This is a genomic window from Nonomuraea sp. NPDC050786, assembly GCF_040654115.1.
GTDB lineage: Bacteria > Actinomycetota > Actinomycetes > Streptosporangiales > Streptosporangiaceae > Nonomuraea.
In genome coordinates this window covers 109,797-135,367 of sequence record NZ_JBFAHJ010000005.1, presented here as the reverse complement: position 1 = coordinate 135,367, position 25,571 = coordinate 109,797, and the positions used below count along the sequence as shown (strand labels likewise).

Sequence of the window (25,571 nt, the reverse complement as noted above, 5' to 3'; positions counted from 1 at the left end):
GACTACCGAACCTTCACCCTCCGGCTCACCCCTGGGGAGACCGTCACCCTCTGGGCGAGGGTGAACAGTATTTGCACCACGAGGGCGAACAGCACAATCAGCACTGAACCCCCGACAACACTCGCGTAATCCTTCGTCGCGAAACCGTCGATCACGTACCGTCCGAGACCGCCGAGCCCGGTGTAGGCGGCGACGGTGGTGGTGGCCACGACCTGGATCGCCGACAGGCGGCAGCCCAGCAGGATCAGCGGCAGCGCGACCGGTACGAGCACCCGTCCGAGCACCTGCCCGCCGCGCAGCCCCATCCCGTACGCGGCGTCGCGCAGCTCGGGGTCAACCCCCTTGATGCCCTCGAACGTGTTGACCAGGATCGGCGGGATCGACAGCAGCACGAGCGGGATGATCACCGGCCAGATCGAGGCCGTGCCCAGCAGCAGCACGAACATCACCAGCAGTCCGAGCGTGGGCAGCGCCCTGGCCAGGTTCGCGGAGACGACGACGATCACCTCGCCCCGGCCGGTGTGGCCGATCAGCAGCCCCAGCGGCACCGCGATCAGCACGGCGAGCACCAGCGCCAGGGCCGAGAACTCGAAATGCTCCAGCAGGCGCATGGGGATGCCGGACGAGCCCGACCAGTTCTCGCCGTTCCCGAAGAAGTCGGCCAGCCAGCCGAAGAACGCGGTCAGCCAGCTCACGAACCCGTCCCCTTTCGCGCCCGTACCCATGGAGTGAGCAGCCGCTGCGCCAGCACCAGCAGCCCGTCGGCGATCAGCGCCAGCGCCACGATCAGCACGATGCCCACGATCACCGGTGGCATGAACGGGTTCTGGTACGCCCGCGTGAACAGCCCGCCGAGCCCGCCCTGCCCGATCAGCGCACCCACGCTGACCAGGCTGATGCTGGAGACGGCCACCACCCGCAGCCCCGCCAGCACCACGGGGACGGCGATCGGGAGCTCCACCGCGATCAGCCTGCGCAGCGGCGTGAACCCCATCGCGACGGCCGACTGCCGCACGTGGTCCGGCACCGAGCCCAGCCCGTCCACGACGGCCGGGATCAGCACGGCCATGCCGTAGAAGGTCAGCGGGATGATCACGGTGGCCTGCGAGAGTCCGGTCACCGAGATCAGCAGCATGAAGACGGGGAGCGACGGCAGCGCGTAGACGACGTTCATCAAGCCCGAGGTGGGCTGGTAGAGCCAGCGCCAGCGCACGCAGGCGAGCCCGAGCGGCAGCGCGATCACGAGCGCGACCAGGATCGGCACCAGGGACATGGTCAGGTGGTCGATGAGCAGGTTCTTGATGCTGTCGACCCGGCCGGTGTCCCAGTTACGCCCGATCCACTCCCAGATGGAAGGGGGGCCGTCAGCCATCTGCCGCCTCCGCGAGCGCCTGGTCGAGCGCCTCCCTGGTGGCCACGCCGACGACCTTGCCCTGCTCGTCCACGGCCACGGCGCAGCCGGACGGCGACAGCAGCGCCGCGTCGAGCGCCGTGCGCAGGGAGTCCCGCCCGTGCACGAACGTCCCGTACGGCTCCAGCTCGTCGGGCCGCGACGCGGAGACCCACCCGCTCGGCCGACCGTCCGCGTCCACGACGAGCCGCCACGGCTCGTCCGCGGCGCCGGTCAGGTCGGTACGCAACCGCAGCCCCTCCGTCGAGACGAACTGCAACCGCCTGATCCCCCTGTCATGCCCGAGGAACTCCTGCACGAAGTCGTCGGCCGGGTCGGACAGCAGCGTCTTGGGGTCGGCGATCTGCGCCAGCCTGCCGCCCACCCGCAGCACCGCCACGCGGTCGCCCAGCTTGATGGCCTCGTCGATGTCGTGGGTGACGAACACGATGGTCTTGTTCAGCTCGGACTGGAGCCTGAGCAGCTCGTCCTGCAGGCTCGTGCGCACCACCGGGTCCACCGCGCTGAACGGCTCGTCCATGAGCAGCACGGGCGGGTCCGCGGCCAGCGCCCTGGCCACACCCACGCGCTGCTGCTGACCGCCCGAGAGCTGGAACGGGTAGCGCCCGGCGAGGCCGGGGTCGAGGCCGACGCGCTCGAGCAGCTCCATGGCCCTGTCCCGGGCCTTCTTCTTCTCCCAGCCGAGCAGGTAGGGGACGGTGGCGATGTTGTCGACGATCTTCCGGTGCGGGAACAGCCCGGCCTGCTGGATGACGTACCCGATGCCGCGCCGCAGGGTCGGCGGGTCGATGCCCTGCACCGGCGTGCCGTCGAGGAGGATCTGCCCCTCCGAGGCGTCGATCATGCGATTGATCATCCGGAGTGACGTGGTTTTCCCGCAGCCCGAGGGGCCGACGAGCACGGTGATCTCGCCCGTGGGAGCCTCGAGGTCGAGGCGGTCCACGGCGACCGTTCCGTCCGGATAGCGTTTGGTGACAGCGTCAAATGTGATCACGCGCGAACTCTCGCTTCAGGCTTCTGGGGCAGGGTCGCAGCCCCCTGCCACGACCGCCGCATGATCTCTGTGGACCACAGACTACGGCGGCGTGAAGTGCCGTGTCCCCCCCAGTACCTCCTGAAACGCTTCAGTTGACCTGGATATTTACCTTAAATCCGCATCTGGTAGTGCGCCGGACCATGGTCTGTTGCATGATTACCTCCACGAACTTCTGACGCGCATCCCCCAGCTCCCTCACCCTCCGTAGTCCCTCAGACTCCGCACCAAGACCAAGCCATCAGCGCCCTCACCCGCAGCGTCCCGCTCAAAGCAACAAGAGGAACCGGCCCGTGTCCCAGCCGCTCACCGATCAGCGTCAACGCGCCGAGTTGATCGCAGAGCTCTACGACCGCCATGCCGCCGGGCTGTTCGCGTACTGCGCCGACCAGCTCGGCGACCTCGGCTCCGCGTCCGACGTCCTGGTCTCCCTGTTCTCCAGCGTCGCCGGGTTCCCCTCCCTCGAGAAGCCGCCCCGCGCCTCTCTCTATGCGTTCGCCCGCCGCGAGATCCACCGGCGGGACATCGTCTACGCGCCGTCTGCCGTCGACCCGCTGATCGACCCGGCCACCGCGCTCGTCGAGCGCGTCCTGCGCGAGCTGCGCCCGCACCAGCGCGAGGTGCTGGTGCTGCGCGCGGTGTGCGGGCTGAGCATGGCGGAGCTGGCGTGGGTGCTCGACGTCGCGCCGGACACCGCCGAGGAGCTGGCGGTGGGAGCCGACCACCACTTCAGGCAGGCCCTGGGGGCGGCACTGGCTTCGACCGGCGCCCGCGTCCCCAAGCCGGTGGCCGACGTGTACGGCGCGCTGAGCGTCGCCCCGCTCCGCGACGTCCTCGGCCGCCTCCCCTGGCCCCAGCCGCCGGGCGCGCTCCGCTTCCATTTCGTCGGCTCCCGTACGGCCGCCCCCGGCCCGCTGTTCGTGAAGCCCCGCTGGCCCAGCCCGCCGAACTGGCCCCAGCCCTTGGCCGACGCGGACCCGGCGACCAGCACGGTCATCTTCCCCGCCGAGCTCCTGACGCCGCCGCCGAACTCGCGGACCCCCGCGCATGACGCCACCACGGCCCCCATGCCCAAGCTGGGTGAGTCCGCGGACTCCTCCCTGCCCCGCAGGGATCCGCTGACCTCCACCGAGTACTTCCCGCTCAGGGACCCGTTGGGCTCTCTGCCGCCGCTCCGGGATCCTCTGGAAGCCGTGGACGGCGCGCGGCCGTACGTGACCGGGAGCCTGCAGACCGGGACCTCCGGCCCGTCCGACGAGCGCCCGTTCTTCCTGGCCCCGCCCGAGTTCGCGGGGGGCCTCGAGCCGTTCGCCACCGGCGACGTGATCTTACCCAAGGACGCCCCTGAGCCCTTCGCGACCGGCGACGTGCTCTTACCCGGCAACCTCCCGAAGCCGTTCGCGGACGACGGCGACATCCTCGCCCCCCGAGACGTCCTGGTGCACAAGGGCCCGGCCCGTCCGCTCCCGCAACCGCAGCCGCAGCCGCAGCGGGCCGACGAGCCCAGCCGCGATGCGGCCCCCCTGTTCCGCCCTCGCGCGAAGTCCTCCAGACGCCCCGAGCCGGCCGCGCCCACTGCCCCGGCCAGACCGGCTGAGCCGATCTACCGACTGCCTGCGCACGACGAGGAGCCCGCGCTCCCGCGCGAAGAGCCCTCGATCCTGCGCGCAGAGCCCGCGCCGGCTCCCGCCGCTTCCCGCCAGAAGCCCTCGAAGGCCCGCACCTCGCGGGAGAGCCCCTCGGCCGCCCGCTCCTCGGGTCAGAAGGCTCCCGCTCCCCGGAGCACCCCCGCACCATCGCCCACGCCATCGCCCGCTCCGTCCGCCGCGGAGTCCTCCCTCCTGGCCCCGCGCCCGGTCCGCGCCCGCCCGACGCCCAAGAAGCGGCCGGAGTACCGGGCCCGGCCCGAGAAGGTGCGGCGGCGCAAGGACCGGCACTTCGACTGGGCCTGGGAGGCCGTCGGGTTCCTGATCTGCGTGGCGATAGCGATGATCGTCTTCTTCTCGATGCCCATGTTCACGCATCCGTAGGACACCTCGTCAGGCCGGTGGCTCGGGACTCGCCACCGACTCCAAGGCGGCCTCGTAAGCACGCAGGGCTCCGATGACCGTGGCGCGTTCGGCGGGGTTGAGGTCGCGCATGACGCGTTCCCACGCCGAGGCGCTGCCGGAGAGCCATTCGCCGATCGGCCCGAGGTAGGCGGGGGCGATGGCGATGATGCGGCGGCGGCGGTCGGCGGGATCGGCTGTGCGTTGCAGGACGCCCAGCCGCGACAGCTCGCTGACCATGAGGCTGACGGTCGTCGGGGCCACCTCCAGCCGGGCGGCGAGCTCGTTGACGCTGGCGGGGCCGTCGTACTCCAAATGGGCCAGCAGCGCGAGATGGCGCGGCGCCAGGTCAAGGCCCTGAAGCGCCTGGGGAACCGGCAGGCGTTTGGCGCGGCCGACGAGCCGTGGCATGAGCAGCAGCAGCGTGCGGACGGCCTCATCAACGGCCGGGCCGTCCTTTTCCGTGGACATCGGCGGCAACTCCCATATACCTTTGTGTTCAAAGCCTTTGTAGGCAAAGAGAACGGAGTCCACTGTGCCGCATCTGACCGTGCACGTTCCAGAGAACAGGCTGGCCGGCAACGAACCCGAGCTCGTCACCGCTCTGACCGAGGCAATCGTCGGCGTCTACGGCGCATGGGCCCGCGACCACGTGAGCATCCGCCTGGCCGGGGTCTCCGCTGGCCGCTTCGCGCAGGGCGGCAAGGCCGTGGAGACGAACGCCTCGGTGATTCTGGGCGTCCGCGCCGGCGTCTTCGACCGTCCCGACGCCGCCGAGATCACCGAACGTCTCGGCACCGCCCTCACCGACGCGATCACGCACGTCCTCGGCGAGGAGTTCCGCACCGGCACCATGGTCGAACTCGTGGCGTCCCCGCCGGAACGGACCTTCGTCGGCGGTGCCCTCGCCGTGTGACCGCATGCCGGGCCCCGGGGCGACCCCGCGCTGTGAGCGGACCCGATGCGCGCCTCAGCTCGTCGTCCAGCGACGGAGCTTGTCGGGGTTGCGTACCACCCAGATGTGCTTGATCCGGTCGCCCGCTACCTCGAACGCGAACACCGTCACGGTGACGCCGTCCTGCTGAGCCACCAGGCCGGGCTGACCGTTGACCGTGCGCTCCAGGAAGGTCATGTTCCCGGGCCTGCGGCGGGCGATCTCCATCCAGGCGTGCGCGATCTGCTCTCCGCCTTCGATGGGGTGCAGGAAGGTCGTGGTGAGGCCGCCGCCGTCGGCGATCGCCGTGGCGCCGGGGTCGAGCAGGCCGATCAGGGCGTCGATGTCCTTGGCCTCCCATGCCTGCTTGAACTCCCTGACGACGCCGGCGCGCTGGGCTGACGGAGTCGCGGAAGGCTGCGCGGCCCGGATGCGGCGGCGGGCCGAGGAGGCCAGCTGGCGGCAGGCCGCCGGGGTACGGCCGACGATCTCGGCCACTTCGGCGAAGGAGTGGCAGAAGACATCGTGCAGGATGAACGCGACGCGTTCGGCCGGGGTCATCGATTCGAGCACGACCAGGAAGGCCAGGTTGACCGACTCGTCCAAGGTGATGCGGTCGGCCGGGTCGACGGTGGTGACCGGCTGCCCGGTGCTCCGCTCCGTACGTTCGGGTAGCGGCTCGGGGATCCATTCGCCCACGTAGGTCTCTCGCCGGGCCCGGGCGGAGCCGAGCAGGTTGAGGCAGATGCGGCTGGCCACCGTCGTCAGCCAGGCGCCCGGGGATTCGATGGCGGCCTGCTGCTGCGGAGACATGGCGTACCAGCGGGCGTAGGTCTCCTGGACGGCGTCCTCGGCCTCGGCCAGGGAGCCCAGGAGCCGGTAGGCGATGTTGATCAGCTGGCGCCGCTCGCTCATGATCGCGTCCAGGCCGCGGAATCGGGCCGGCCGTGTCCTGGCCGGGATGGAGTGGTCATGGTGCCGACGGCTCCCTTGGTCGTGTCTGTCCTCACCGGTTTTCGACAAGACAGCGCGCCGGAATGTGAGGCCGGTGCGTCGCCTCACATTCCGGGCCGCTGCCTTGTCGAACCGCTGAGACCAACATGTCGTTCGACGAACAGGGAGCTCAGAGACATCATGACCACCTCAACGCCGACAGCACCGTTCGCCGACCCGGCGCCCGCGCAGCGCCTGGAGCGGGTGGCCGCCGCGCTGACCGCACACGGTTTCACCGTGGAGATCCTCGACGACGCCGCCGCCGCGCGTACCCGCGTCAAGGAGCTGATCCCCGAGGGCGCCACCGTGTTCACCGGGGCCAGCGAGACCCTCCGCCTGTCCGGCATCGATGAGGACATCAACGGCAGCGGGCGATACGCGTCCGTCAAGGCACGCAGCAGGACCATGGACCGCGCCACCCAATTGACCGAGATCTGGCAGGCGATCGCCTGCCCCGACGTCATTGTGGGCAGCGTCGCCGCGGTCACCGAGACCGGCTCCCTGGTGGCCGCCTCGGCCAGCGGCAGCCAGCTGGCCGGCTACTCGGGCGCCGCGGGTCGAGCGATCTGGATCGTCGGAGCGCAGAAGGTGGTGCCCGATCTGAGCACCGCGCTGCGCCGCATCGAAGACCACTGCGTCCCGCTGGAGAACGAGCGCTGCATGAAGACCTACGGGCAGCCCAGTGCCCTCAACCGCGTGCTCATCCTCAACGCGGAACCCCACCCCGGGCGCGGCACCGTCCTGCTGCTGCGCGAGGCCATCGGATTCTGACCAGCACCTGTGCGGCATCGCTGAGCGCGCCGTACGGACCACCCACCGGCCTCGTTGCGGACACCGCCACCCACCGGCCTCGTTGCGGACACCGTCCCCAACGAGGCCGCCCAGGTCGTAGGCCCGCCACGATCAGCGGCTCGCGATGACCACCGCCTATGAGTCACCGGCGACGGATTCCTCCAGGCGGGCCGATCCTGTCAACAGCCGCCGGCAACGCCAAAGGATCTAGGGCGTTTCCAGGAGGACCCGGACGTCCCACGGGCCGAGGGTGAGCTCCGCGCCCGTCTCGTGGTCGGTGCCGTCGAGGACGTCACGTACCGGCAGCGGCGCCGGGACCGTGGTCTGGTTCCACGTCCAGTTGTGCAGGAAGCGCAGTCGCCGGCCGTCGGCGGTGGTCGCGCCGGTCGAGGTGATGCCCGGTGGCATCGACGACCACGGTCCGGCGTACGGGGCCAGCCAGCGGAACAGGGCCTCGCCCAGCTCGGGGTTCGGGATGGTGCCGACATAGGTGATCCGGCCGCGGCCGTGCGGCTGGGTGGTGGCGGCGGCGAACTGGCCGAAGTGGGGGTGGACGTAGGCGGCCAGCACCTGCGCGCCCTCGGCGTGCAGGCCGTCCGCCCAGCGGGTGCCCGCCGCCCCCTCCGGCAGCTCCAGGGGCGATCCCTCCACGCCGTGCACAGGCAGGTCGGCGGCCAGGTTGCTGAACTCGTCGTACCAGACCCCCGCCGCGTCGGCGAGCCGGGCGGGCTGGACCTCGCGGCGGGCGCGGGCCTCCTCGTCGGCATAGGCGGTACGCGGCCCGAGCACCAGGTGCCCGCCCGCCTCCGCGTACGCCCTCAGCCAGTCCAGGGTGGCGTCGTCGGCCACGTAGAGCCCCGCGGCCACGAGCACCGGATGCCGCGCCGCCACCGCGCCCGGCTCCTCCGCCACCGCCTGCCCGGCGTGCAGCACCCGCACCTGCTGTCCCGCCTCGAACGCCGCCCGGTAGAACGGCTCGAAGATGCTCAGGTAGGACCGCTCGTCAGGCCCGCCGTCCGGCCGCGCGAGCGCGGGCTGTGCGGCCAGCCCCCACTTGCTCGGCATCGAATAGATCATCGCGACGTCCGCGTCGGGCGTGAGGCCGGCGACCAGCTCTCCGGCGGTCTCCAGCTCGGCGCCGACGCGGGCGATCTCCCGGTACGTGCGCCCCGGCCGCCCGCTGTGCGGCAGCACGCCACCCCAGTACGTCTCCGCGCCGAACACCAGCGTCCGCCACTGCCAGTACTCGACCATGGAGGCGCCCCGCGACACGAGCGCCCACGCGGCCTGCCGCCACTGCCCGTCATAAGCCGGCTGGTTGACCCACGACGGCCCGATGGCCTGCGCGTTCGTCTCGGTGACCAGGAACGGCTCCTGCCGCGACGAGAACATCCGATCGGCGCTCAGATACAGCGCCCAAGTGTCCTGCGTGGTCCAGTGCTGCGGTGAGTCGGGCGGGGCGGGCAGCGCGAGCCCGTCCTGCATCCCGTAGTACGGGTTCCCGGCCGTGACGTCCAGCCGCCGCGTCAGGTTCTCGTCGTCCACCCCGGGCCGCTCGTAGGAGATGCACGTGGTGACGAACTGCTCGGGTCTGGCGTACTCGCGTACGATGTCGGCCTGCCACTCGATGAACTCGGTGACCTGTTCGGCCTGGAAGCGCCGCCACGCCTGCTCGTACTGAGGCTGGACGTTGCCGTCCGGGGTCCACAGGTCGGCCCAGTCCGACAGCCGGTGCGACCAGTAGACCAGCCCCCACTCCCGGTTCAGCGTCTCCACGTCGCCGTAGGTGTTCCGCAGGTGGTCGACGAACCGCTGGAAGACGCCGTGGTTGTGGAGCAGCTGCGGCCCGGGCTCGTTGTCGACCTGGTAGCCGATGACCGCAGGGTGGCCGGCGTAGCGTTCGACGACGCGCCGGGTGATCCGCTCGGCGTGGAAGCGGTAGGCCGGGTGGGTGAAGTCCATCTCCTGGCGGGCGCCCCAGCCCATGCGCTGCCCGGTGCGATGCTCACCGGCTATTTCCGGATATAGCCGGGCGAGCCACGGCGGTACCGCGTACGTCGGAGTGCCCAGGATGACGGCGATGCCCCGCTCGTGCGCGCCGTCCAGGGCAGGCTGCAGCCAGTCCAGGTTGAAGCGGCCGTTCTCCGGCTCCCAGGTGGACCAGACGGACTCCCCGACCCTGATCACCGAGAATCGGGCCTCGGCCATCAGCTCCAGGTCGGTCTTGAGCAGGTCGGCGGGATGGTATTCGGGATAGTAGGCGGCGCCAAAGAGCACTCGCGGCACGGACACTCCTTCTGTTCTCTGATCGGGGTTCATTGTTCGACCGAGCCCGCGGCCAGCCACCCGCTCGGCCGGTACCACTGCAGCATCACGTTCACTCCTTGGGGGGTGCGGTGGACCGGCGAACCACGAGCTCCATGGGCAGGTCATCGCGGATCGCCTGGCCGGGGCCGCTCTCGATCCGTTCGACGAGCAGCTCCAGACCGTGCGCGGCGGTCGCCTCGAAGTCCTGGCGGATGGTGGTCAGGGGCGGTGACAGGTACGCCGCGGAGGGGATGTCGTCCATCCCCACCACGCTCACCTGCTCGGGCACCGCGCGTCCTGCCTCGGTCAAGGCACGCAGCAGGCCGATCGCCATGTCGTCATTGGCCACGAACACTGCCGTGACCTCCGGATCGGCCGCAAGGATCCGCCCCGCCGCGTACCCGGACGCGGGCGACCAGTCGCCCTCCAGCATCGGCGGCTCGGGAGCGCCCGCCGCGGCCAGCGCCTCCCGCCAGCCCTGGGCGCGGTCCCGCGCCGCGAACCACCGGCTCGGGCCCGCGACGTGCCAGACCGTGGCGTGTCCCAGGCCGAGCAGGTGCTCGGTCGCCGTACGGCCCGCGCCCACGCCGGACCCGCCGGTGACCATCACCCGCGGGCCGTCGAGGCCCGCCAGCTCCCCGAAGCTGAGCACCGGGACGTCCGCCTCGATGCGCAGCGTCTGGCCCTCGTCGATCGGCTCGGAGAGCACGATCCCGTCCACGCCCTGCTCCAGCAGGGATTCGACGGCCTTCATGATGCCGCCTTCCTCGCCCTCCAGGGTGTTGACGACGGTGAAGGCGTACCCGATCTCCCTGACCCGCCGCTCGAGCGCGATCAGCAGCGAGGACGGGCCGAAGAGCGAGGTGCCGAGGGAGGCCACCCCGATGCGGTGGAAGCGGCCCAGGTTGAGCGCCCGGGCCGCGGTGTTGCGCCGGTAGCCGAGCTCGCGGGCCGCCGCGAGCACCCGCTCGCGGACCTCGTCGCTGACGTACTGCTCGCCGTTCATCACACGGGAGACCGTCTTCTGCGACACACCCGCCAGGCGGGCGACGTCCGTACTGCCTGGCGGCCTGCGTCGGGGCTCGGTCATTGCAGCTCCTTGCGTCTGACTACGTAGTCAGACGCCCCCAACTGTCGGGCTGCGCGCGCCGATTGTCAAGGGGAGGTCCCCGCCGTTACGAGAGGCCGGGAGTCCGCTCGCGAGCATCGGCGCCAAGAGTGCACGTGTTTCAGAGCCCAGCGCTAACACGTGTTTCAGGGCCCGGTGCTATCGCGTGTTTCAGAGCCAGGTGCTGCCCAGCCAGGCGGTCGCGGCCGCGGCGGCCAGGAGGGCGATGTTGAGTCCGATCAGCCGGGCCTCGCCGCGGGAGAGGTGGAGCGCGATACCGCCGACCTGGATCAGGACGAGCCCGATCGCCGCGGCGATGGCGAGCCATGGCGCGATTCCGGTGAGCGGCGGCAGGATGAGGCCGGCGGCGCCGAGGAGTTCGAGCACGCCGATGAGTCGGACGAGCGGCATGGGAACGCGGTCGACCCAGCCCATCATGGGCCGGAGCTGTTCCTGACTCTGTACGACCTTCTTGCCTCCGGCGTAGAGGTAGAACACCGCCAGAAGGGCGGCGACGATCCAGTAAGCGATGTACATGTGAGCTCCACGGCTGATGGTTACCGTTCGTAAGTTGCCCCATGATGCGTCACTATTGAGAGCCTTACAAAAGGCACATGCGTGTGCGTTAGGCACAAGGGACTGTCATGTCGCAGTACGAGCACACCTGCATGATCCGCGGAGACGGCGGCCGGACGATCCGCACGATCCTCGACCGGATCTGCGACAAGTGGACCCTGCTGGTCGTGGCCACCCTCGACCAGCAGCGGCTGCGCTTCACCGATCTGCATCGGCAGATCCCCGGGATCTCCCAGCGGATGCTGACGCTGACGCTCCGGAACCTGGAACGGGACGGGCTGGTCTCCCGGACGGCGTACGCGGAGGTTCCGCCGCGGGTCGAGTACGCGCTGACCGCCACTGGGCGGAGTCTCATTCCGCCGGCGCTGGCGCTTGCCGGTTGGGCCATTGACCACATCGCGGACATCGAGGCCAGCAGGGCCGCTTACGAGAACCGGACCGCGCCCTGACCACCCTCGCCCTCCGGCCGCTTCCCGACCGGCCGAAGCGGAATCGGTGAGCTAGGAGCACGACTCAGACCTTGATGACAGTGTTGGCCAGTCCCTCGCTGTCCAGGGCAAGGGTGCCGCCGGGAGCAGCGGGAGAACGGGTCACGCGATCGAATCCCCTGCGGTGTCGTGACCGCTTTGTCAGCGTCGAGGGCCGCCTTCGGTGGTCTGCGCACCGGCGAGACCTGAGCGCTCTCCTTACAAACGAAGGTTACTGGCTCTGCTTCCGGGACGGCGACGAATGAAGCAGATCGCGGCGACGACCTATCCCCAGTTCGGATTGGCGTCTGCCGCTCCGCTCGCGATGCGATAGCTACTCACGATCAGCAGACGCCGACACAGTCCTTCTCACCTAGGCTTTTGCCGTCAAAGGTAAGCAACAGCTTGCCGTGGGCCACACCCTTGTCGGCATCGACCGCGGTCACAGTTCCCTTGACAGATGCCTCCTTGCCGTCCTGAGTTCGGCCCGAGCAATCAACCGGATAACTACCGTCCGACAACGGATCGACCACACAATCGAGTACACCCGTGAGCTTCACTCGGGCAGCATCCTCAATAGCACCCTGCCCTAAAACGCTCAAGGCCCCCGTACCGTTCCTTGCTGTGCGCTCTCGTGGATATCGGCACAGCCTACGGTGATTGCGAGACCTGACAATACGCTCAGACCAGCGAAAACAAGCCTCATACTCGCTCTTTCTTATGACTATGGCGGGTATGGATCATATCGGTCTACATGTGGAGTTTCGACCCCCGCCTCCTGGCGAGGGCTCTCCGGCTCCGTGACGATCGCCGTGCCTTGTGCCAGTCCGTAGTAGGTAGATGCTTGAGGTGCAATCTTGATCACTACACCCGCCATCGACCCGAGACGAGCCGAGCAGACCAGCGCCCGCTTCTTATTCAGGTCGGCTCTTGCGGGGCTGGGGGTGGCCGTCTCATTTGTGCTCCTGCTCCACTTGCCGACGCAGGAGTGGGAGGAACAGCTCCAGTTTGCGACGGAATTGCTGCTGGCGCCCCTCTTGCTCAGCATGTTGGGCGCGTTCCTGGCCCCACTGCCGGGCTCATTGCACTTTTCATCCTGGCGCGATCTCGTAGTTCTGCCCGGACACATGTAAAGATGACCACATGATCAAGACGAGCCGCGAGAGAAGGCCTGCGTCACGAAGAGCGGCGTACTTGGGTGCGGCGCTCTTGGCTGCCGTCCTTATCGTGGCCCTGATCAGGGCTGAGGACCTGCGTTTCATCCACTCGTCAGGGAACATGGAGGCGGTCGCCCGCACGCTGGGGGAGGGCGTCGAACTCAGGGATCAAAGCATCGGAAGCCTCTCGTTCGAGTTCGTCCGTCGGGAGAACGAACAGGTCTATTTCTACCGAGGCAAGGACTGGGGAGGGGACGGCTACGGCTATGTCTGGAGCCCCTCGAGCCGGCCGGGCGATGTCCGGCATGTGATGGGGCCTTGGTACAAGTTCCGGGACGACGCGCACCAGTGAGCCGTTCCGTCCCCAGGCAGCCTGGGAGGCGATGCGGTGGTTCTGAAGGACGGCGATGGCCTTGCAGGGGTGGGCCGTCTTCGGAGGTGCCACATCGTAGCTTGCGGAGGGTCCAGCTCTTCAGCTGGGCGTGCGCTCGTTCGCGGGGGCCTCTGAGCTCGGCGTGGGCTCGATTGGCCCGCTTCTGGGACTCGGCTTTGTTCTTGCCCTTGTACGGGGTGATGACCGGCCCTTCGGCTTCCTGATACGCCTTGTCGGCCAGGGTGACGATCCCGGCTGTCTCTAGTGCGCGCGGGATGCTCCAGATGCGGACGGCGCTCAGAGCGTGGACCTTGACCAGCAGTCGCCGGGACGGAAAGCGGCTTCTCACTTGGATTACGGGACATGGAACCCCTGCAAGGGACCCGCGGCATCGTCTACGTGATCGCGTGCGCCGCGCCTGCCGCCAGAGAAGTCCATCACCTGGTGCCCCTTGCCCAGGCAGCCGGATGGCAGGTGCATGTGGTCACCACACCCATGGGTGAACGCTTCGTTGATGTCGCAGGACTTGAGCGCCTGACCGGTGACCTGGTCCGCAGCACGTATCGCATGCCGCAGGACCCCAAGGGCCTCCCTCCCGCCGACGCCGTGATCGTCGCTCCGGCCACGTTCAACACGATCAACAAGTGGGCGAACGGCATCGCCGACACCTTCGCCGTCGGGCTGCTGTGCGAGGTGATGGGGTTCGGCGTTCCGATCCTGGCCGTGCCGCTGCTCAAGGAAGCGCTCGCACAGCACCTCGCGTTCCAGCGGAGCCTCGACATGCTTCGAGAGATGGGCGTGCGAGTCCTGTTCGATCCGGCCGCTCCGCCGAAGTCCCGCATGCCATCCTGGGAACGCATCATGCAGGAACTACACGCCGTTGTGGGGGAGCGACAGACGCAGGGGTGATGGCATGGACGCCCGCAGGGAGATCGGCCGGCGGATCGCTCGGGCACGCCGCCGCCGTGGACTGTCCCAAGCGGTCCTGTCCGGTCTCGTCGGCCGTTCCGAGAGCTGGCTGAGCCAGGTGGAGCGCGGGCAACGTGCCGTGGACAACCACACCGTGCTCAACGCCCTCGCTGACATCCTCGGCCTGCCCGTGGACGAACTCACCGTGAAGAAGACGAACGCGATGACGCGCTACCAGGCAGCATCGGCCATCCGGCAGGCGATGATGGGCTACGACGGCCTCTCCTCCCTCATCGACCCCCAGCACGCCCAAGGCTCCCCCGAGAGCCTCGTGTGGCTGCGGCACGAGATCTGCCGCGTGAACCGGCTCTACCAGGCCACCCATGACGACGAGGTCGGCAGGCGGTTGCCTCGCCTGATCATGGCCACCGAACTGGGGAGCCGCCATGCCCCCGCCGCCCAGCGCCGGGCGTACCAGACCCTTCGCTCGCTGACCTACCACTGCGCCACCACGACCCTGCGTCGCGTGGGAGAGGCGGAACTCGCCTGGGTGGCCGCCGACCGCTCGCTGGCCGCCGCCCAAGAAGCGGACAGGCCGCTCCTCGCCGCCGTGAGCGCCTATCGGCTCGGTTACGTCCTGGTACGGCTTCGTGAGACGGAACGCGCACTGCACCTGGTGCTTCAGGCGGCCGACGCGTTGCAGCGCGCCACCAGCCGCCCCACTCCGCGCAGCCTGCCCATTGTCGGTGCACTCTATCTGGTCGCCGTCACCGCCGCCGCTGCCGCGTACGACCAAGCCGCAGTGCGCACCTTCCTTACGCAGGCCCGGCAGATCGCTGACACGCTCGGCGAAGACCGCAACGACTTCTGGACCGCGTTCGGCAGGACCAACGTGACCATTCACGAAGTGTGGGCGGCCGTCGAGTTCGGTGACACCCGGCAAGCGATCCGCAGGGGTGAAACCCTCAATCTGGCGCAGCTCTCTGACGGTCTGGTCGGACGCCGTGCCCAGGTGCATCTGGACCTCGCCCGCGCCTATGCGTTGCAGCGCAAGGACGCCGCGTCGGTCAACCTGCTCCTTGAAGCCGAACGGCTCTCACCTGAACTCGTTCGCTATGGCGGGCGTCCCCGAGAGCTGCTGACTCAACTGCTCAAGCGGGAGCACCGTGCCAGCACTCCGCAGCTTCGCGGGCTGGCTCACCGGGCGGGCATCGTCTGACCCGCACTTTTGTGCGGCTTCTTGACCTTCACCACTGTGCGGGTTACCTCGTTGACCCGCACCTACGGTTCCTCCTGCGTGGCGTGACCAGAGGCCACGTCCCCCAACAGGAGGGAACGTCGCATGTGGCACGAACAGAGAGACGCGTGGAATCGGTGCGCCTGCTGCCCCGAGCCGCCTCAACAGGTCGGCCTCGATCTGGTACGGCCCCTGTCGGCGCCGGAAACCGCTGACGAACTCTGTGCTGCCTTGGCGCGCATGGAGATCGTTGCCGACGTCCACGAAGGGCGCGGGCTCGCGCTGGTGTCGGTGTGGACCGGGCTCGTGGTGTGGACGGACGGTTTTTGGTACAGGTGGTGGACGGGGCGCCGTTCCAGGACGGGCCGATGGCTGTCGCACATCATTCCGTGTTCGAGCCAGGGCGGGCCGCTCGCAGGATCGCTGCTCGGTACGCCGAACTCCGCCGAGCGCCAAACCACGGGGCAGCAGGCGTGTCATGACGGCTGGCGAAGGCTGCCTGAGCCCGCACATATCCATGGCCCAACGTGATCACGTCCGGCTCACGTGGCTGGAACCATGTGGCGCCCTGGGTCGCGTCCGCGTCGTGGCGTGGACGTGTACATGTAGGGCCGTGTTCTACGAACTGTGCGAGGGCGGCGGTCAGACCCTCATCCGCCGCACCCTGCAGGCCGAAGCCGGGAACGTGATTCACGAGACCCACCAGTGCTCGATCGTTGAAGCGCGCGTGATATGGGCGGCACTGCTTTCAGGCCAAGCCCGGTAGCCAGGCACGACGGCTTAAATTGCTGCGAGTATCCGTGGGCGATGGCGCCGCAAGGCGCGGGGAGTGCGCCGGCAGGCGCCTGAATGAGAACGCCTGAGCCCCGAGCGCGAAGCGCTTTCAGGCGAAGCCCTTTGGCTCGGGGCGAGGATCCAGCAGGCCGACCACCCAGATAGGCGCCCACCACGCTGATGAGGGTCACCAATGTGAGCAGAGCACTGCCTATGGCCGACCAGATCAGCAGGGTACGGTCGGCGCGGTGGAGGAACAGCCGAGCGAGCAGCAGCCCCGCCAGACCGTAGGCTTGGTCGGCCGGCGCCCTCGTCCGCCTGCTCACGACCCAGCCGTCCATCGCACCTTCTTGAGTCCAGCACGCCCAAGGCTCCCCCGAGAGCCTCGTGTGGCTGCGGCACGAGATCTGCCGCGTGAACCGGCTCTACCAGGCCACCCATGACGACGAGGTCGGAAGGCGGCTGCCCCGTGGTTGAGGGGCCACTCGCTCCAGGATCGATGTCGCCGCTGGTCAGACTCCCGATGGTACGGTGGCCGTGATCGGTGCGGTTCCAAGCTGACAGCGGCGGTCGATTCCCGTACCCGCTCCACGTCTTCCAGTTAGCCGATCTTCGATGTCAGCCCTAAGCGAGGGAGACCGGCATGGCAACCCCTTCCTGGTACGACTCACTTCCCGAAGCCATGAGCGAAGCAGAATATCGAGCGTTGCCGGAGGACATCGCCAGGAGCATCGAGGTAGTCCACGGGCATGTGATCAAGTGCGAGTCACCCGCTCCTCAGCACAACCGCATAGCCCGTCGTCTCGCCAGCTCACTGGAAGCCGCTCGTCCGAACAGCGGGCCGTGTCTGAGCGTCGAGACCGACATCGACGTGGTGCTCTGGCGGGTTCCGAAGTTCACCTTCCGACGCCCGGACGTGGTGGTCTACAAGTGTTTGGACGACCCTGGTCAGAAGCCGGATGCGTCCCAGACCCTGGCCGTCGTCGAGGTCTCCTCACCCGGGACCGTCCGTGAAGACCTCACCGATAAACGCACGCAGTATGCCGCCGCCGGTATCCCGCTCTACCTGCTCATCCTCCTCGACGAGAAGTACGAGATCCTCGAGGTGAAGGAGTTCCATCTCGATGCCGTAGCCTCCGAATACAGGCTTCATCGGGTACACCAGGGAGACCTCGAACTGGAACTCCCTATCAGGGTGACTATCCCGTTTCTCGTACTGACCGCTCCTTAAACGTTGCCCCGTGCGCCCGTTGTGTGTCCGTTCGCTCGGTGACCAGATGGCGCCGTAAGGCGCGGAGGGTGCGCCGGCAGGCGCCTGAATGAGAACGCCTGAGCCCCGAGCGCGAAGCGCCTCTTTTGCGAAGACCTTTTGCTCGGGGCGGGGTCCAGCAGGCCGGCTTACTCGGCTGAGAGGATGAGGCCGCTTGTCGGTACGCCTGTGCCTGCCGTGACCAGCACGTTCCTGACGTTCGTGAGCTGGTTGGCCGCCGTTCCTCTGATCTGGCGTACCGCCTCCGCTATGCCGTTCATGCCGTGAATGTAAGCCTCACCCAGCTGGCCCCCGTGCGGGTTGACCGGCAGCCGGCCGTTCAGTTCTATGCCTCCGTCCCTGAGAAACGCCGGGGCCTCCCCTCGGGCGCAGAAGCCGAGCTCCTCGAGTTGGGCCAGGACGAACGGGGTGAAGTGGTCGTACAGGATAGCTGTTTGGATGTCTTTGGGGGATAAGCCGGACATGTTCCAGAGTTGGCGGCCTACCAGCGACATCTCCGGGAGACCTGTCATTTCGTCACGGTAATAGCTGGTCATCATCATCTGGCCGGTGCCCGAGCCCTGGGCCGCGGCCGTGATCACGGCGGGGGATCTGCGGAGGTCGCGGGCTCGTTCTGCCGACGTGACGACCAGGGCCACCGCGCCGTCGCTCTCCTGGCAGCAGTCGAGCAGGTGCAGCGGCTCCACGATCCACCTGGACGCCTGGTGCTCCTCCAGCGTGATGGGGCGCCGGTAGAACCAGGCGGCCGGGTTGGTGGCCGCGTGCCTGCGCATGGCCACCGCCACCCGGCCGAAGTCCTCCGAGGTGGCTCGGAACGCGTGCATGTAGCGGCGGGCGAACATCGCCACCCACGCCGCCGGCGTCATCAGGCCGAACGGCACGTGCCAGCTCATCTCCAAGCCCTGGGAGGTGGGCTCGCCGGTCAGGCGGCTGTTGGGCTGGCCGAAGCGGCGGCCCGAACGTTCGTTGAAGGCGCGGTAGCACACCACCGTCCGCGCCATTCCCGTGGCCACGGCCATGGCCGCGTGTGCCACGGTCCCGCATGCCGCGCCGCCGCCGTACTCGACCCGCGAGAAGAACGTCAGGTCCCCGATCCCCGTCTCCCGCGCCACGGCGATCTCCTGGTTGGAGTCCTGGGTGTAGGTGGCCATGCCGTCCACGTCGCCGGGTGACAGGCCCGCGTCGTCCAGCGCCGACAGCACGGCCTCGGCGGCGAGCCGCAGTTCGGAGCGTCCCGACTGCTTGCTGAACTCGGTCGCGCCGATGCCGGCTATCGCAGTACGGCCGCTCAGCACCGCGTTCCCCCCTCGACCAGGGTGACGGTTCCTGTGGCGTGGTCGCCCAGGCTCACCTTGCCGCGTACCTCCACCGTGAGCCGGCCCTCCTCGCGCGACAGGACCGTTCCGTTGAAGCACAGGCGGTCCCCCGCGTACGCCGGTACGCCCAGCTTGACCGCGATGCGCTCGATGACGGCCTCCGGACCCGCCCAGTCGGTGACGTACCGCTCGACCAGCCCCATCGTGGTCAGGATGTTGAGGAAGATGTCCTTCGAGCCCTGGGCGCGCGCCAGCCCGACGTCGTGGTGGACCGGCGTGAAGTCCATGGTGGCCAGGGCCGTGGAGACGACCACGGTGGGCGTGAGGTCGACGGACAGCTCCGGCAGCGCCGCTCCGATCTCCATCACGCCTCCTCCGGCGTCCACATGGGGAGGACGAGCTGGTCGTCCATCCGCCGGTACGTCACGCGCAACGACATGCCGACCGACACCTCCTCAATCGGGCAGTCCACCACGTTTCCCACGATCCGTACGCCTTCCGGCAGCTCCACCACACCCACCACGAACGGCGTCTGCCTGCCCGGCACCGGGGGATGATGGTGGACGACGTAGCTGTAGAGGGTTCCGCGCCCGCTCGCCACCATGTGGCCACGGTTGACCGAGCGGCAGCGGGGGCAGAGCGGGCCGGGCGGGTGGCGGAGCTCGCCGCAGTCGGCGCAGGTCTGGATGCGGAGCTCGCCCTGTTTCACGCCTTCCCAGAAGAAGGCCGTGTCCTGGTTGACGGCGGGTTGGAGCGGATAAGAACCAGCCGCCGCCTGTTCCTTACCCGAAGCGGTGCGTGGGCGAAATTTCAGGACCCGGAAGAGCATCTCGGCGACCGGCTCGTCGTCCTCGCTGTACCAGGTAACCGTCCAGGTGGCGAAGAACCCCACCCCCAGAGCCGTCCGCTTGGGCCCGGCCAGGTCCGTGAACCGCGTGGCCGGGGTCAGCCGCTCCCCGATCCGCGCGTACCGGTGATAGGTCTGCTCGCAGTTCGTCGCCACCACGCCCGTGTAGCCGCTCGCGTCGAGCGCGGCGATCATGTCGTCCACCGGCGAGCGGTCCTTGGCTGACCGCCGCACGCCCGGCATCGTCCAGACCTGGGCCATCGCAGGCGGCGCGACCCCTTTCTCCAGGTACGCGGGGTTCTCGTCCCCCATGGCGTCCAGCCAGTGCCTGATCATGGGGGCGTTCACGGGATCGCGTGCCGGGGTCCCGCGCACTTCCCCAAGCGCCGCCTGCTTCTCCGCCAGCTCGTGCAGCTCCTGGTCGTTCATGGGCGGAGTCATCGCGGCGGCCTCGGCAGGCTCAGGCCGAGCATGGCGATCAGCTCCCGCTGCACCTCGTTCACCCCGCCGCCGAACGTCAGCACCACCGCCCCCTTCACGCCGTGGTCCACGCGTTCGAGCAGCTCGGCCGTCTCCGGGTCGGACGGGTCCCCGTACCTGGACAGGATGTCGCCGACGAGCCTGCCGACCTCCTGCATGCGTTCGGAGCCGTAGATCTTGGTGGCCGAGGCGTCGGGGGCGCCCAGCCAGCCGAGGTCCATGTTCGCGGCGACCTGCCAGTTCAGCAGTTCGTTGGTGCGGAAGGCCGCCCACACCCTGGCCAGCGCCCGCCGTACGTCCGGATTCGCCGCCTGCCCCGTGCGGCGGGCCCAGGCGAGGAAGCGGTCGTACGTCTGGCCGAGGTTGCCGGCCGGGCCGAGGGTGACGCGTTCGTGGTTGAGCTGGTTGACGATCAGGTCCCAGCCCCGGTCCACCTCGCCGACCACCATGTTCACGGGGACGCGGACGCCGCTGTAGTAGGTGGCGTTCGTGTGGTGGCGGCCGTCCATGGTGACGATCGGCGTCCACGAGAAGCCGGGGTCGTCCGTGGAGGCGATCATCATGGTGATGCCCTTGTGCTTCTTGGCCTCGGGGTTCGTGCGGGCGGCCAGCCAGATGTACTGGGCGTAGTGCGCGCCGCTGGTGAAGACCTTCTGGCCGTTGACGACGTAGTGGCCGCCGTCGAGCACCGCCGTCGTACGCAGGGAGGCCAGGTCGGTGCCGGCCTCGGGCTCGCTGTAGCCGATGGCGAAGTGGCACTCGCCCGCGAGGATGCGCGGCAGGAACAGGTCCTTCTGCTCCTGCGTGCCGTACTGCATGAGCGTCGGCCCCACGGTCTGCACCGTGATGAGCGGGTACGGGACGCCCGCCCGGGCGATCTCGTTGGCGAAGATCTGCTGCTCGAGGGGGCCGTAGCCGCCTCCCCCGTACTCCTTGGGCCAGCCGATGCCCAGCTTGCCGTCGCGACCGAGGCGGCGGCAGTGCTCCATGTACGCCCCGCCGAACGGGTCCTCCGCGATCTTCCTGCGGTCCTCGTCGGTAAGACAGCCCTGGAAGTACTCGCGAAGCTCGTCCCGGAGGGAGCGCTGGGCGGGGGTCAGGTCGATCAGCATCAGACGAGCGCTCCGATCAGGTCGAGCTGGGCATCGGCGCCCCCGAGCAGGTGGGACAGGTGCTTGGCCTGGGCGAAGTACCGGTGCAGCGGATAGGTCACGTCCAGCCCCATCCCGCCGTGCAGGTGCTGGCAGGTGTAGAGGGCCTTGACCGCCTCACTGACGTGGTACGCGGCCAGCGCCAGGTCCTGGTCGGCCGGCAGGCCCTCCCCCAGGCGCCACACGGCCGACCACATGGCCACGTCCAGGGCCCGAGCCGCGATGTAGACGTCGGCGATCTGCATGGTCACGGCCTGGAACTCGGCCAGCGCCCGGCCGAACTGCTTCCTCGACCTGACATAGCCGGTGGTCAGCTCCAGGGCGCCGGCCAGTACGCCACTGGCCTGGGCGGCCACGGCCGCCATGAACAGCCGCCTGGCCCCGGTGACCGCCTCCGGGCCCGCGACCCGCTCGGCCGGGGTGCCGTCCAGCACGATGGTGGCGGCGGGCTCGCCGGTGGAGGTGAACTCGGGGGTCGAGGGTGGCGACTCCACCAGGAACAGGCCCTCGTCCGCGCTGACCAGCACCCAGGCCCCGGGGTAGGGCACGGAGACCTTGCGCCCGGTCAACGCCCAGCCGCCGTCAACGGTCCGGGCGCTCGTCAGGGGCGGGTCGGCCGGCGCCCTCCCGGGCTCGCGAAGCGCGACAGTGGCCCCATCGCTCAAGCGGCGCTGCTGGTCAAGGGTGCCGTAGTGGGCCAGCGTGAGGGTGCTCACCAACGTGGGCAGCACGGGCACCGGGGCCGCGCGCGCACCCACCTCCCGCAGCACCACGGCCATCTCGACCGGCCCGAGCCCGGCTCCGCCCGCCTCCTCCGGCACGCACACGCTCATGAGCCCGGCCTGCCGCAACCGCTCGCCGTCCTCCTTGGCCAGCACCTCGGCCGCCAGTTTCCGCAGGTCCTGCTGGGTTTCGTCCAGGTTGAAGTCCATTCAAGCCTCCAAGAGGTGGTGCCTGCCGTGCCGTACGAACTCCTCCTCGATGCCCTTGACGTCCGCGTCGGTCAGCGGCCGGAGCCCGGAACCCGTGCGCCACCAGACCGGGTCGGCGGTGCGCCAGGCCTCCCGGGCGAGGACCCGTTTGAGGACCTTGTGGGAGGGCGTCTGGGGCAGATCCCCAGAAAGGCGGATAAATCGCGGTAAAGACTTGGCACCCAGGTCGCGGCGCGACGCCAGGAACGCCGTGAACGCGTCCGGGTCGAACCCGCCCTCCAGCACGAGCGCCGCCATGACCTGGTCGCCGGCCGCCGGATCGGGCACCGGGTAGACGGCCGCCTCGACCACCCCGGCGAACTCCCGCAGCGCCGCCTCGACGGGCGCGACGGCCAGGTTCTCGCCGTCCACGCGCAGGCGCTCGGTGCCGCGCCCGGCGAAGAACACGTAACCGTCCCCATCCGCGTACGCCAGGTCGCCCGACCAGAACGCGCCGTCCCTGATGCGCTCGGCGTCCGCCTCGGGATCGTTGTAGTAGCCGTCGAACAGTCCCAGCCCGGCCACGTTGACCAGCTCGCCGACGGCCTCCTCCGCGTTGAGCAGGCGGCCGTTCTCGATGCGCCCCGGCGGGCAGGGCCGCCCCGTCGCCGGATCGAGGATCCGAACGCCCTCCGGCAGCCTCCCGAGGCAGCCGGGCGGACCGGACGGGTCGGGGGTGAGCGAGATGGCCGTCTCCGTCGATCCGAAGGCGTCGATCACGTGGCACCCGAACCGCTCGCCGAACCTCCTGGTGGCGACCGCGCTGCCCTCGTTCCCGAACGCGATCCGCAGGGGGTTGTCGGCGTCGTCCGCGCGTTCCGGAGTGGCCAGGACGTAGGAGAGCGCCTTGCCGACATAGTGCAGGTACGTGCAGCCGTACCGCCTGACGTCCGGCAGCAGGCCCGACGCCGAGAACCGCCGCCGTAGCACCAGCGCCGCCCCCGACGCCACGGCCGGCGCGTAGGCGGCCATCAGCGCGCCGGAGTGGAACAGCGGCATCGAGCAGTACACGACGTCGGAGGGCGTGAGCCGCGCCCCCAGGCTCAACCCGGGCAGGGCGAGCTTGCGCTGCGTGATCCGCACGGCGCGGGGCCGGCCCGAGGTGCCGGAGGTGAAGATCAGCATCACCAGGTCCTCCGGCGTGTCCGCCGGCTCGGCGGGCGGCTCGAGCCCGACGGCGGACAGGGGCAGCGCGTCCACCCCCAGCGCCTCGGCCACCTGCCCGGCCGCCGCCGCGTAGGGGCCGTCGGCCAGGAGCAGGTCCACATCGGTGGCGCGGGCGTCGCGGACCAGCTCGTCGACCGAACGCGTCGGGTTGAGCGCGACGACCACGTGGCCGGAGAGCGCCGCCCCGCCCACGAGGAAGACCAGCTCAGGAACGTTCTCGCTGAGCACCCCGACGTGCGACCGGGCGGCGCGCCGGGACAACCAGGCGCCGGAGGCGCGGCAGGCGGCCACGTGCTCGCGCCACGACCACGCCAGATCCTCGAACATCAGCCCAGGTCGATCGTCCTCCGCCCGTGCGAGAAGCAGGGCCGCCAGCGTGTCCGCGATCATCCAGGGCCTCCACCAAGCGCTCGGTCAGCCGAATCGCAAACTAGAACAGATTCTAATATCTGTCCAGTGCCCGTCTGTGCCGATAAGTCGTGACATACGCCTGTAACGCCGGAGACATGGGGCTATACGGTCAGTTTGTGACCCGCGAGTAACAAGCCGCGATATCGAGAAATCAGATAACGTGTTCTTATGCGTACCACGCCGGCGACGATCGCCGCGCCCTCCAGCGACACCGAGGGGACCATGGAGAGCCACCCCACGACGGGCGGGCACAGCGTCCGTACGCGTAGCCAGCACCAACGCCGCAAGCGCATCGTCCAGGCGGCGGCCGCGCTCGCCTCCCGGGGCGGGGTCGAGGCCATGCAGATGCGCACGGTGGCCGAGCGCGCGGGCGTCGCGCTCGGCACGCTCTACCGCTACTTCCCGTCCAAGATGGACCTGGTGGTGGCGGTGGTGGGCGAGGAGATCGACCTGCTGGAGAGCAGCATCGAGCGCCGGCCGCCCGGGGCCGCCACCCCGTCGAGCCGCGCGGTGGACGTGCTGATGAGGGCCACGCGCGGGCTGATGCGCGAGCCGGAGCTGGCCGACGCGCTGATCCGCTCGCTGATCATGGCGGAGGTGCAGACGCCGTTCGGCGAGCGCATGACGGGGCTGCTGCTGCGCGTCTCGGCCGACGGCCTGAGCCTCGAGGAGGCGAGCGAGGAGCAGCTCGACCTCGCGGGCTCCCTGGCCAGCGTGTGGGTCCAGGAGCTGCTGGAGATGCTCCGGGGCCGCCGCACCTACGACCAGATCCAGCGTCGCATCGAGACCGCCGCCGCCCGGCTGCTCGCCGACATCTAGAACCACCATCTTGTACGCCTGCGCACAGGCAGGCGTGTCCGGCTCGTGTCCCCGCGCAAGCCCATGCGGTGGCGGCGCGCCGGCGGTAGGCACAGCCCTCCAACCTGCGACACAGCCGACCTCCAGACGCTCTGGCCGCTCTGGAGGCGCATTGCAGGCGTTCTGTAGGGGCCGCAGCGAATCTTGCTTCTGTCGCTGAGCGGCACACCGCCCCTACGGACTTAGGACACGATCATGCACACCACCACCAGGCTCCGTCACCTGCTCGTCACAGCCTCCGCCACCCTCGCCTGTTGCGCCGGGTTCGCCATCCCCGCCGGCGCCGCCCCGCTCCCGTCGAACACCCCGCAGCCCGACGTCTCGGTCATGTTCAACTGCGGCACCTACGCGCAGAACATGACGATCACGCGCAGCGAGGTGCTGACCCGATCACGAACGTGGATCGACGCACGGGTCCCGTACAGTCAGTCCGCCTGTCACGGGAACCAGTACGGGAGCTACCGGACGGACTGCTCCGGCTTCGTCTCCATGGCGTGGGGCCTGCGTTACTCGTACACCACAAGCACTATCGGCCAGGTCTCGCACCAGATCGCCCGGTCCGACCTGCAGCCCGGCGACGCGCTGAACCGGCCGGGCGAACATGTGGCGCTCTTCATCGGCTGGGAGGACGCCGCGCGGACCAGGCCGGTGGTACGCGAGCAGGCAGGACCCGATGGCGCGCCCACCATCCAACGCACCTGGCCCCAGTCGTACGCCGCGACCTACACCCCCATCCGGTACAACAACATCGTCGACGGCACGACCGGCTCGGGGTCGTCCTTGTCGGGTGACGGCAAGGCGGAGATCGTCACCGTCCTGGACAACGGTGACGTCAAGGCCTGGCGCAACGCCGCAGGGTTCGCCGATGTGCCGTGGGACGCCGACAAGATCGTCGCCACGGAGTTCGCCAAGGACAACATCCACTTCGCCGACCTCGACGGCGACGGCAAGTCCGAACTCATGACCGTCCTCGACAACGGT

26 protein-coding genes and 1 pseudogene are annotated in these 25,571 nt (G+C 69.2%); 11 read left to right on the top strand and 16 right to left on the bottom strand.

The window, feature by feature from the left end:
- Nucleotides 1-2: 2 nt before the first annotated feature.
- From AB0H84_RS12685 to AB0H84_RS12675, 3 genes are read right to left on the bottom strand one after another with little or no spacing between them, the layout of a single operon-like run.
- The gene (locus AB0H84_RS12685; protein ID WP_357602407.1) at nucleotides 3-695 is read right to left on the bottom strand and encodes an ABC transporter permease; all 693 of its coding nucleotides are present in this window, start codon (nucleotides 693-695) and stop codon (nucleotides 3-5) included.
- Nucleotides 692-1,372, bottom strand: a complete 681-nt coding sequence (locus tag AB0H84_RS12680; protein ID WP_357602404.1) for an ABC transporter permease subunit — start codon at nucleotides 1,370-1,372, stop codon at nucleotides 692-694. The genes AB0H84_RS12685 and AB0H84_RS12680 overlap by 4 nt, the downstream gene beginning before the upstream one ends.
- Complete coding sequence (locus AB0H84_RS12675; protein ID WP_357602401.1) at nucleotides 1,365-2,405, bottom strand: ABC transporter ATP-binding protein; 1,041 nt, start codon at nucleotides 2,403-2,405, stop codon at nucleotides 1,365-1,367. Before AB0H84_RS12675 ends, AB0H84_RS12680 begins: the two co-directional genes overlap by 8 nt.
- 332 nt (nucleotides 2,406-2,737) lie before the next feature.
- Between AB0H84_RS12675 and AB0H84_RS12670 the strand changes: the two genes are divergently transcribed.
- A complete protein-coding gene (locus AB0H84_RS12670; protein ID WP_357602398.1) occupies nucleotides 2,738-4,474 on the top strand; it encodes a sigma-70 family RNA polymerase sigma factor in 1,737 nt (578 codons plus the stop codon).
- A gap of 9 nt (nucleotides 4,475-4,483) precedes the next feature.
- Here the strand turns inward: AB0H84_RS12670 and AB0H84_RS12665 are convergent, their stop codons facing one another.
- Nucleotides 4,484-4,963: a helix-turn-helix domain-containing protein gene (locus AB0H84_RS12665; protein WP_357602395.1), complete on the bottom strand. Its 480-nt coding sequence runs from the start codon at nucleotides 4,961-4,963 to the stop codon at nucleotides 4,484-4,486.
- A gap of 64 nt (nucleotides 4,964-5,027) precedes the next feature.
- On the opposite strand from AB0H84_RS12665, the gene AB0H84_RS12660 reads away from it, so the two are divergent.
- Complete coding sequence (locus AB0H84_RS12660) at nucleotides 5,028-5,408, top strand: hypothetical protein (RefSeq protein WP_357602392.1); 381 nt, start codon at nucleotides 5,028-5,030, stop codon at nucleotides 5,406-5,408.
- Between the two features lie 54 nt (nucleotides 5,409-5,462).
- Here AB0H84_RS12660 and sigJ read toward each other — a convergent pair whose 3' ends face one another.
- Nucleotides 5,463-6,341 carry an RNA polymerase sigma factor SigJ gene (gene sigJ, locus AB0H84_RS12655; RefSeq protein ID WP_357602389.1) on the bottom strand — a complete coding sequence of 293 codons (879 nt, stop codon included), beginning with the start codon at nucleotides 6,339-6,341 and terminating at the stop codon, nucleotides 5,463-5,465.
- A gap of 219 nt (nucleotides 6,342-6,560) precedes the next feature.
- Between sigJ and AB0H84_RS12650 the strand changes: the two genes are divergently transcribed.
- A complete protein-coding gene (locus AB0H84_RS12650) occupies nucleotides 6,561-7,190 on the top strand; it encodes an LUD domain-containing protein (RefSeq protein ID WP_357602386.1) in 630 nt (209 codons plus the stop codon).
- Between the two features lie 228 nt (nucleotides 7,191-7,418).
- On the opposite strand, the gene AB0H84_RS12645 is transcribed toward AB0H84_RS12650, so the two are convergent.
- From AB0H84_RS12645 to AB0H84_RS12635, 3 genes are all read right to left on the bottom strand, one after another.
- The gene (locus AB0H84_RS12645; RefSeq protein ID WP_357602383.1) at nucleotides 7,419-9,497 is read right to left on the bottom strand and encodes a beta-galactosidase; all 2,079 of its coding nucleotides are present in this window, start codon (nucleotides 9,495-9,497) and stop codon (nucleotides 7,419-7,421) included.
- 91 nt (nucleotides 9,498-9,588) lie between these two features.
- Entirely contained in the window at nucleotides 9,589-10,608 is a 1,020-nt protein-coding gene (locus tag AB0H84_RS12640) for a LacI family DNA-binding transcriptional regulator (RefSeq protein WP_357602380.1), read from the bottom strand.
- Nucleotides 10,609-10,797: 189 nt separating this feature from the next.
- The gene (locus AB0H84_RS12635) at nucleotides 10,798-11,163 is read right to left on the bottom strand and encodes a DoxX family protein (RefSeq protein WP_357602377.1); all 366 of its coding nucleotides are present in this window, start codon (nucleotides 11,161-11,163) and stop codon (nucleotides 10,798-10,800) included.
- 107 nt (nucleotides 11,164-11,270) lie between these two features.
- Between AB0H84_RS12635 and AB0H84_RS12630 the strand changes: the two genes are divergently transcribed.
- On the top strand, nucleotides 11,271-11,651 hold the full coding sequence (locus AB0H84_RS12630) for a helix-turn-helix domain-containing protein (RefSeq protein WP_357602374.1): 381 nt from the start codon (nucleotides 11,271-11,273) through the stop codon (nucleotides 11,649-11,651).
- 362 nt (nucleotides 11,652-12,013) lie between these two features.
- Here AB0H84_RS12630 and AB0H84_RS12625 read toward each other — a convergent pair whose 3' ends face one another.
- Nucleotides 12,014-12,229, bottom strand: a complete 216-nt coding sequence (locus tag AB0H84_RS12625) for a hypothetical protein (protein ID WP_357602371.1) — start codon at nucleotides 12,227-12,229, stop codon at nucleotides 12,014-12,016.
- Between the two features lie 583 nt (nucleotides 12,230-12,812).
- Here AB0H84_RS12625 and AB0H84_RS12620 point away from each other — a divergent pair.
- Nucleotides 12,813-13,178 (top strand): hypothetical protein, encoded by a 366-nt coding sequence (locus tag AB0H84_RS12620; RefSeq protein WP_357603065.1) that lies wholly within the window; start codon nucleotides 12,813-12,815, stop codon nucleotides 13,176-13,178.
- A gap of 36 nt (nucleotides 13,179-13,214) precedes the next feature.
- Here the strand turns inward: AB0H84_RS12620 and AB0H84_RS12615 are convergent.
- Nucleotides 13,215-13,497, bottom strand: a pseudogene (locus AB0H84_RS12615) (transposase family protein); the annotation flags it as partial.
- A 65-nt stretch (nucleotides 13,498-13,562) separates the two neighbouring features.
- Between AB0H84_RS12615 and AB0H84_RS12610 the strand changes: the two are divergent.
- The 4 genes from AB0H84_RS12610 to AB0H84_RS12595 all read left to right on the top strand — a co-directional run bounded on the left by AB0H84_RS12610 (nucleotide 13,563) and on the right by AB0H84_RS12595 (nucleotide 17,350).
- Nucleotides 13,563-14,108 carry a flavoprotein gene (locus AB0H84_RS12610; protein WP_357602368.1) on the top strand — a complete coding sequence of 182 codons (546 nt, stop codon included), beginning with the start codon at nucleotides 13,563-13,565 and terminating at the stop codon, nucleotides 14,106-14,108.
- A 4-nt stretch (nucleotides 14,109-14,112) separates the two neighbouring features.
- Nucleotides 14,113-15,327 carry a helix-turn-helix transcriptional regulator gene (locus AB0H84_RS12605; protein ID WP_357602365.1) on the top strand — a complete coding sequence of 405 codons (1,215 nt, stop codon included), beginning with the start codon at nucleotides 14,113-14,115 and terminating at the stop codon, nucleotides 15,325-15,327.
- A 631-nt stretch (nucleotides 15,328-15,958) separates the two neighbouring features.
- The gene (locus tag AB0H84_RS12600) at nucleotides 15,959-16,111 is read left to right on the top strand and encodes a hypothetical protein (RefSeq protein ID WP_357602362.1); all 153 of its coding nucleotides are present in this window, start codon (nucleotides 15,959-15,961) and stop codon (nucleotides 16,109-16,111) included.
- 651 nt (nucleotides 16,112-16,762) lie between these two features.
- A complete protein-coding gene (locus AB0H84_RS12595; protein WP_357602359.1) occupies nucleotides 16,763-17,350 on the top strand; it encodes a Uma2 family endonuclease in 588 nt (195 codons plus the stop codon).
- A gap of 167 nt (nucleotides 17,351-17,517) precedes the next feature.
- Here AB0H84_RS12595 and AB0H84_RS12590 read toward each other — a convergent pair whose 3' ends face one another.
- The 6 genes from AB0H84_RS12590 to AB0H84_RS12565 are packed head-to-tail and all read right to left on the bottom strand — an operon-like array spanning nucleotide 17,518 to nucleotide 23,711.
- A complete protein-coding gene (locus AB0H84_RS12590; protein ID WP_357603038.1) occupies nucleotides 17,518-18,681 on the bottom strand; it encodes a lipid-transfer protein in 1,164 nt (387 codons plus the stop codon).
- Entirely contained in the window at nucleotides 18,678-19,070 is a 393-nt protein-coding gene (locus AB0H84_RS12585; RefSeq protein ID WP_357602356.1) for a MaoC/PaaZ C-terminal domain-containing protein, read from the bottom strand. Before AB0H84_RS12585 ends, AB0H84_RS12590 begins: the two co-directional genes overlap by 4 nt.
- Nucleotides 19,070-19,981 (bottom strand): bifunctional MaoC family dehydratase N-terminal/OB-fold nucleic acid binding domain-containing protein, encoded by a 912-nt coding sequence (locus AB0H84_RS12580; protein ID WP_357602353.1) that lies wholly within the window; start codon nucleotides 19,979-19,981, stop codon nucleotides 19,070-19,072. Before AB0H84_RS12580 ends, AB0H84_RS12585 begins: the two co-directional genes overlap by 1 nt.
- Nucleotides 19,982-19,989: 8 nt before the next feature.
- Nucleotides 19,990-21,144: an acyl-CoA dehydrogenase family protein gene (locus AB0H84_RS12575; RefSeq protein WP_357602351.1), complete on the bottom strand. Its 1,155-nt coding sequence runs from the start codon at nucleotides 21,142-21,144 to the stop codon at nucleotides 19,990-19,992.
- The gene (locus AB0H84_RS12570) at nucleotides 21,144-22,115 is read right to left on the bottom strand and encodes an acyl-CoA dehydrogenase family protein (RefSeq protein ID WP_357602348.1); all 972 of its coding nucleotides are present in this window, start codon (nucleotides 22,113-22,115) and stop codon (nucleotides 21,144-21,146) included. Before AB0H84_RS12570 ends, AB0H84_RS12575 begins: the two co-directional genes overlap by 1 nt.
- Nucleotides 22,116-23,711, bottom strand: a complete 1,596-nt coding sequence (locus AB0H84_RS12565; protein WP_357602345.1) for an AMP-binding protein — start codon at nucleotides 23,709-23,711, stop codon at nucleotides 22,116-22,118.
- Nucleotides 23,712-23,954: 243 nt separating this feature from the next.
- Here AB0H84_RS12565 and AB0H84_RS12560 point away from each other — a divergent pair, with 243 nt between their 5' ends.
- Together AB0H84_RS12560 and AB0H84_RS12555 are read left to right on the top strand one after the other, a co-directional pair.
- Nucleotides 23,955-24,551, top strand: a complete 597-nt coding sequence (locus AB0H84_RS12560) for a TetR family transcriptional regulator (RefSeq protein WP_357603035.1) — start codon at nucleotides 23,955-23,957, stop codon at nucleotides 24,549-24,551.
- A 234-nt stretch (nucleotides 24,552-24,785) separates the two neighbouring features.
- Nucleotides 24,786-25,571: FG-GAP-like repeat-containing protein (locus tag AB0H84_RS12555; protein WP_357602342.1), on the top strand; the 786-nt coding region annotated here is incomplete at its 3' end.

What these genes read in the sequence shown, in the direction of transcription:
- AB0H84_RS12680 (WP_357602404.1), bottom strand. Translation starts at nt 1,372, where the DNA reads ATGGCTGACGGCCCCCCTTCCATCTGGGAGTGGATCGGGCGTAACTGG.
- AB0H84_RS12610 (WP_357602368.1), top strand. Translation starts at nt 13,563, where the DNA reads ATGGAACCCCTGCAAGGGACCCGCGGCATCGTCTACGTGATCGCGTGC.
- sigJ (WP_357602389.1), bottom strand. Translation starts at nt 6,341, where the DNA reads ATGAGCGAGCGGCGCCAGCTGATCAACATCGCCTACCGGCTCCTGGGC.
- AB0H84_RS12570 (WP_357602348.1), bottom strand. Translation starts at nt 22,115, where the DNA reads ATGGACTTCAACCTGGACGAAACCCAGCAGGACCTGCGGAAACTGGCG.
- AB0H84_RS12560 (WP_357603035.1), top strand. Translation starts at nt 23,955, where the DNA reads ATGGAGAGCCACCCCACGACGGGCGGGCACAGCGTCCGTACGCGTAGC.
- AB0H84_RS12620 (WP_357603065.1), top strand. Translation starts at nt 12,813, where the DNA reads ATGATCAAGACGAGCCGCGAGAGAAGGCCTGCGTCACGAAGAGCGGCG.
- AB0H84_RS12635 (WP_357602377.1), bottom strand. Translation starts at nt 11,163, where the DNA reads ATGTACATCGCTTACTGGATCGTCGCCGCCCTTCTGGCGGTGTTCTAC.
- AB0H84_RS12595 (WP_357602359.1), top strand. Translation starts at nt 16,763, where the DNA reads ATGGCAACCCCTTCCTGGTACGACTCACTTCCCGAAGCCATGAGCGAA.
- AB0H84_RS12630 (WP_357602374.1), top strand. Translation starts at nt 11,271, where the DNA reads ATGTCGCAGTACGAGCACACCTGCATGATCCGCGGAGACGGCGGCCGG.
- AB0H84_RS12575 (WP_357602351.1), bottom strand. Translation starts at nt 21,144, where the DNA reads ATGCTGATCGACCTGACCCCCGCCCAGCGCTCCCTCCGGGACGAGCTT.
- AB0H84_RS12640 (WP_357602380.1), bottom strand. Translation starts at nt 10,608, where the DNA reads ATGACCGAGCCCCGACGCAGGCCGCCAGGCAGTACGGACGTCGCCCGC.
- AB0H84_RS12665 (WP_357602395.1), bottom strand. Translation starts at nt 4,963, where the DNA reads ATGTCCACGGAAAAGGACGGCCCGGCCGTTGATGAGGCCGTCCGCACG.
- AB0H84_RS12605 (WP_357602365.1), top strand. Translation starts at nt 14,113, where the DNA reads ATGGACGCCCGCAGGGAGATCGGCCGGCGGATCGCTCGGGCACGCCGC.
- AB0H84_RS12565 (WP_357602345.1), bottom strand. Translation starts at nt 23,711, where the DNA reads ATGATCGCGGACACGCTGGCGGCCCTGCTTCTCGCACGGGCGGAGGAC.
- AB0H84_RS12580 (WP_357602353.1), bottom strand. Translation starts at nt 19,981, where the DNA reads ATGAACGACCAGGAGCTGCACGAGCTGGCGGAGAAGCAGGCGGCGCTT.
- AB0H84_RS12585 (WP_357602356.1), bottom strand. Translation starts at nt 19,070, where the DNA reads ATGGAGATCGGAGCGGCGCTGCCGGAGCTGTCCGTCGACCTCACGCCC.
- AB0H84_RS12650 (WP_357602386.1), top strand. Translation starts at nt 6,561, where the DNA reads ATGACCACCTCAACGCCGACAGCACCGTTCGCCGACCCGGCGCCCGCG.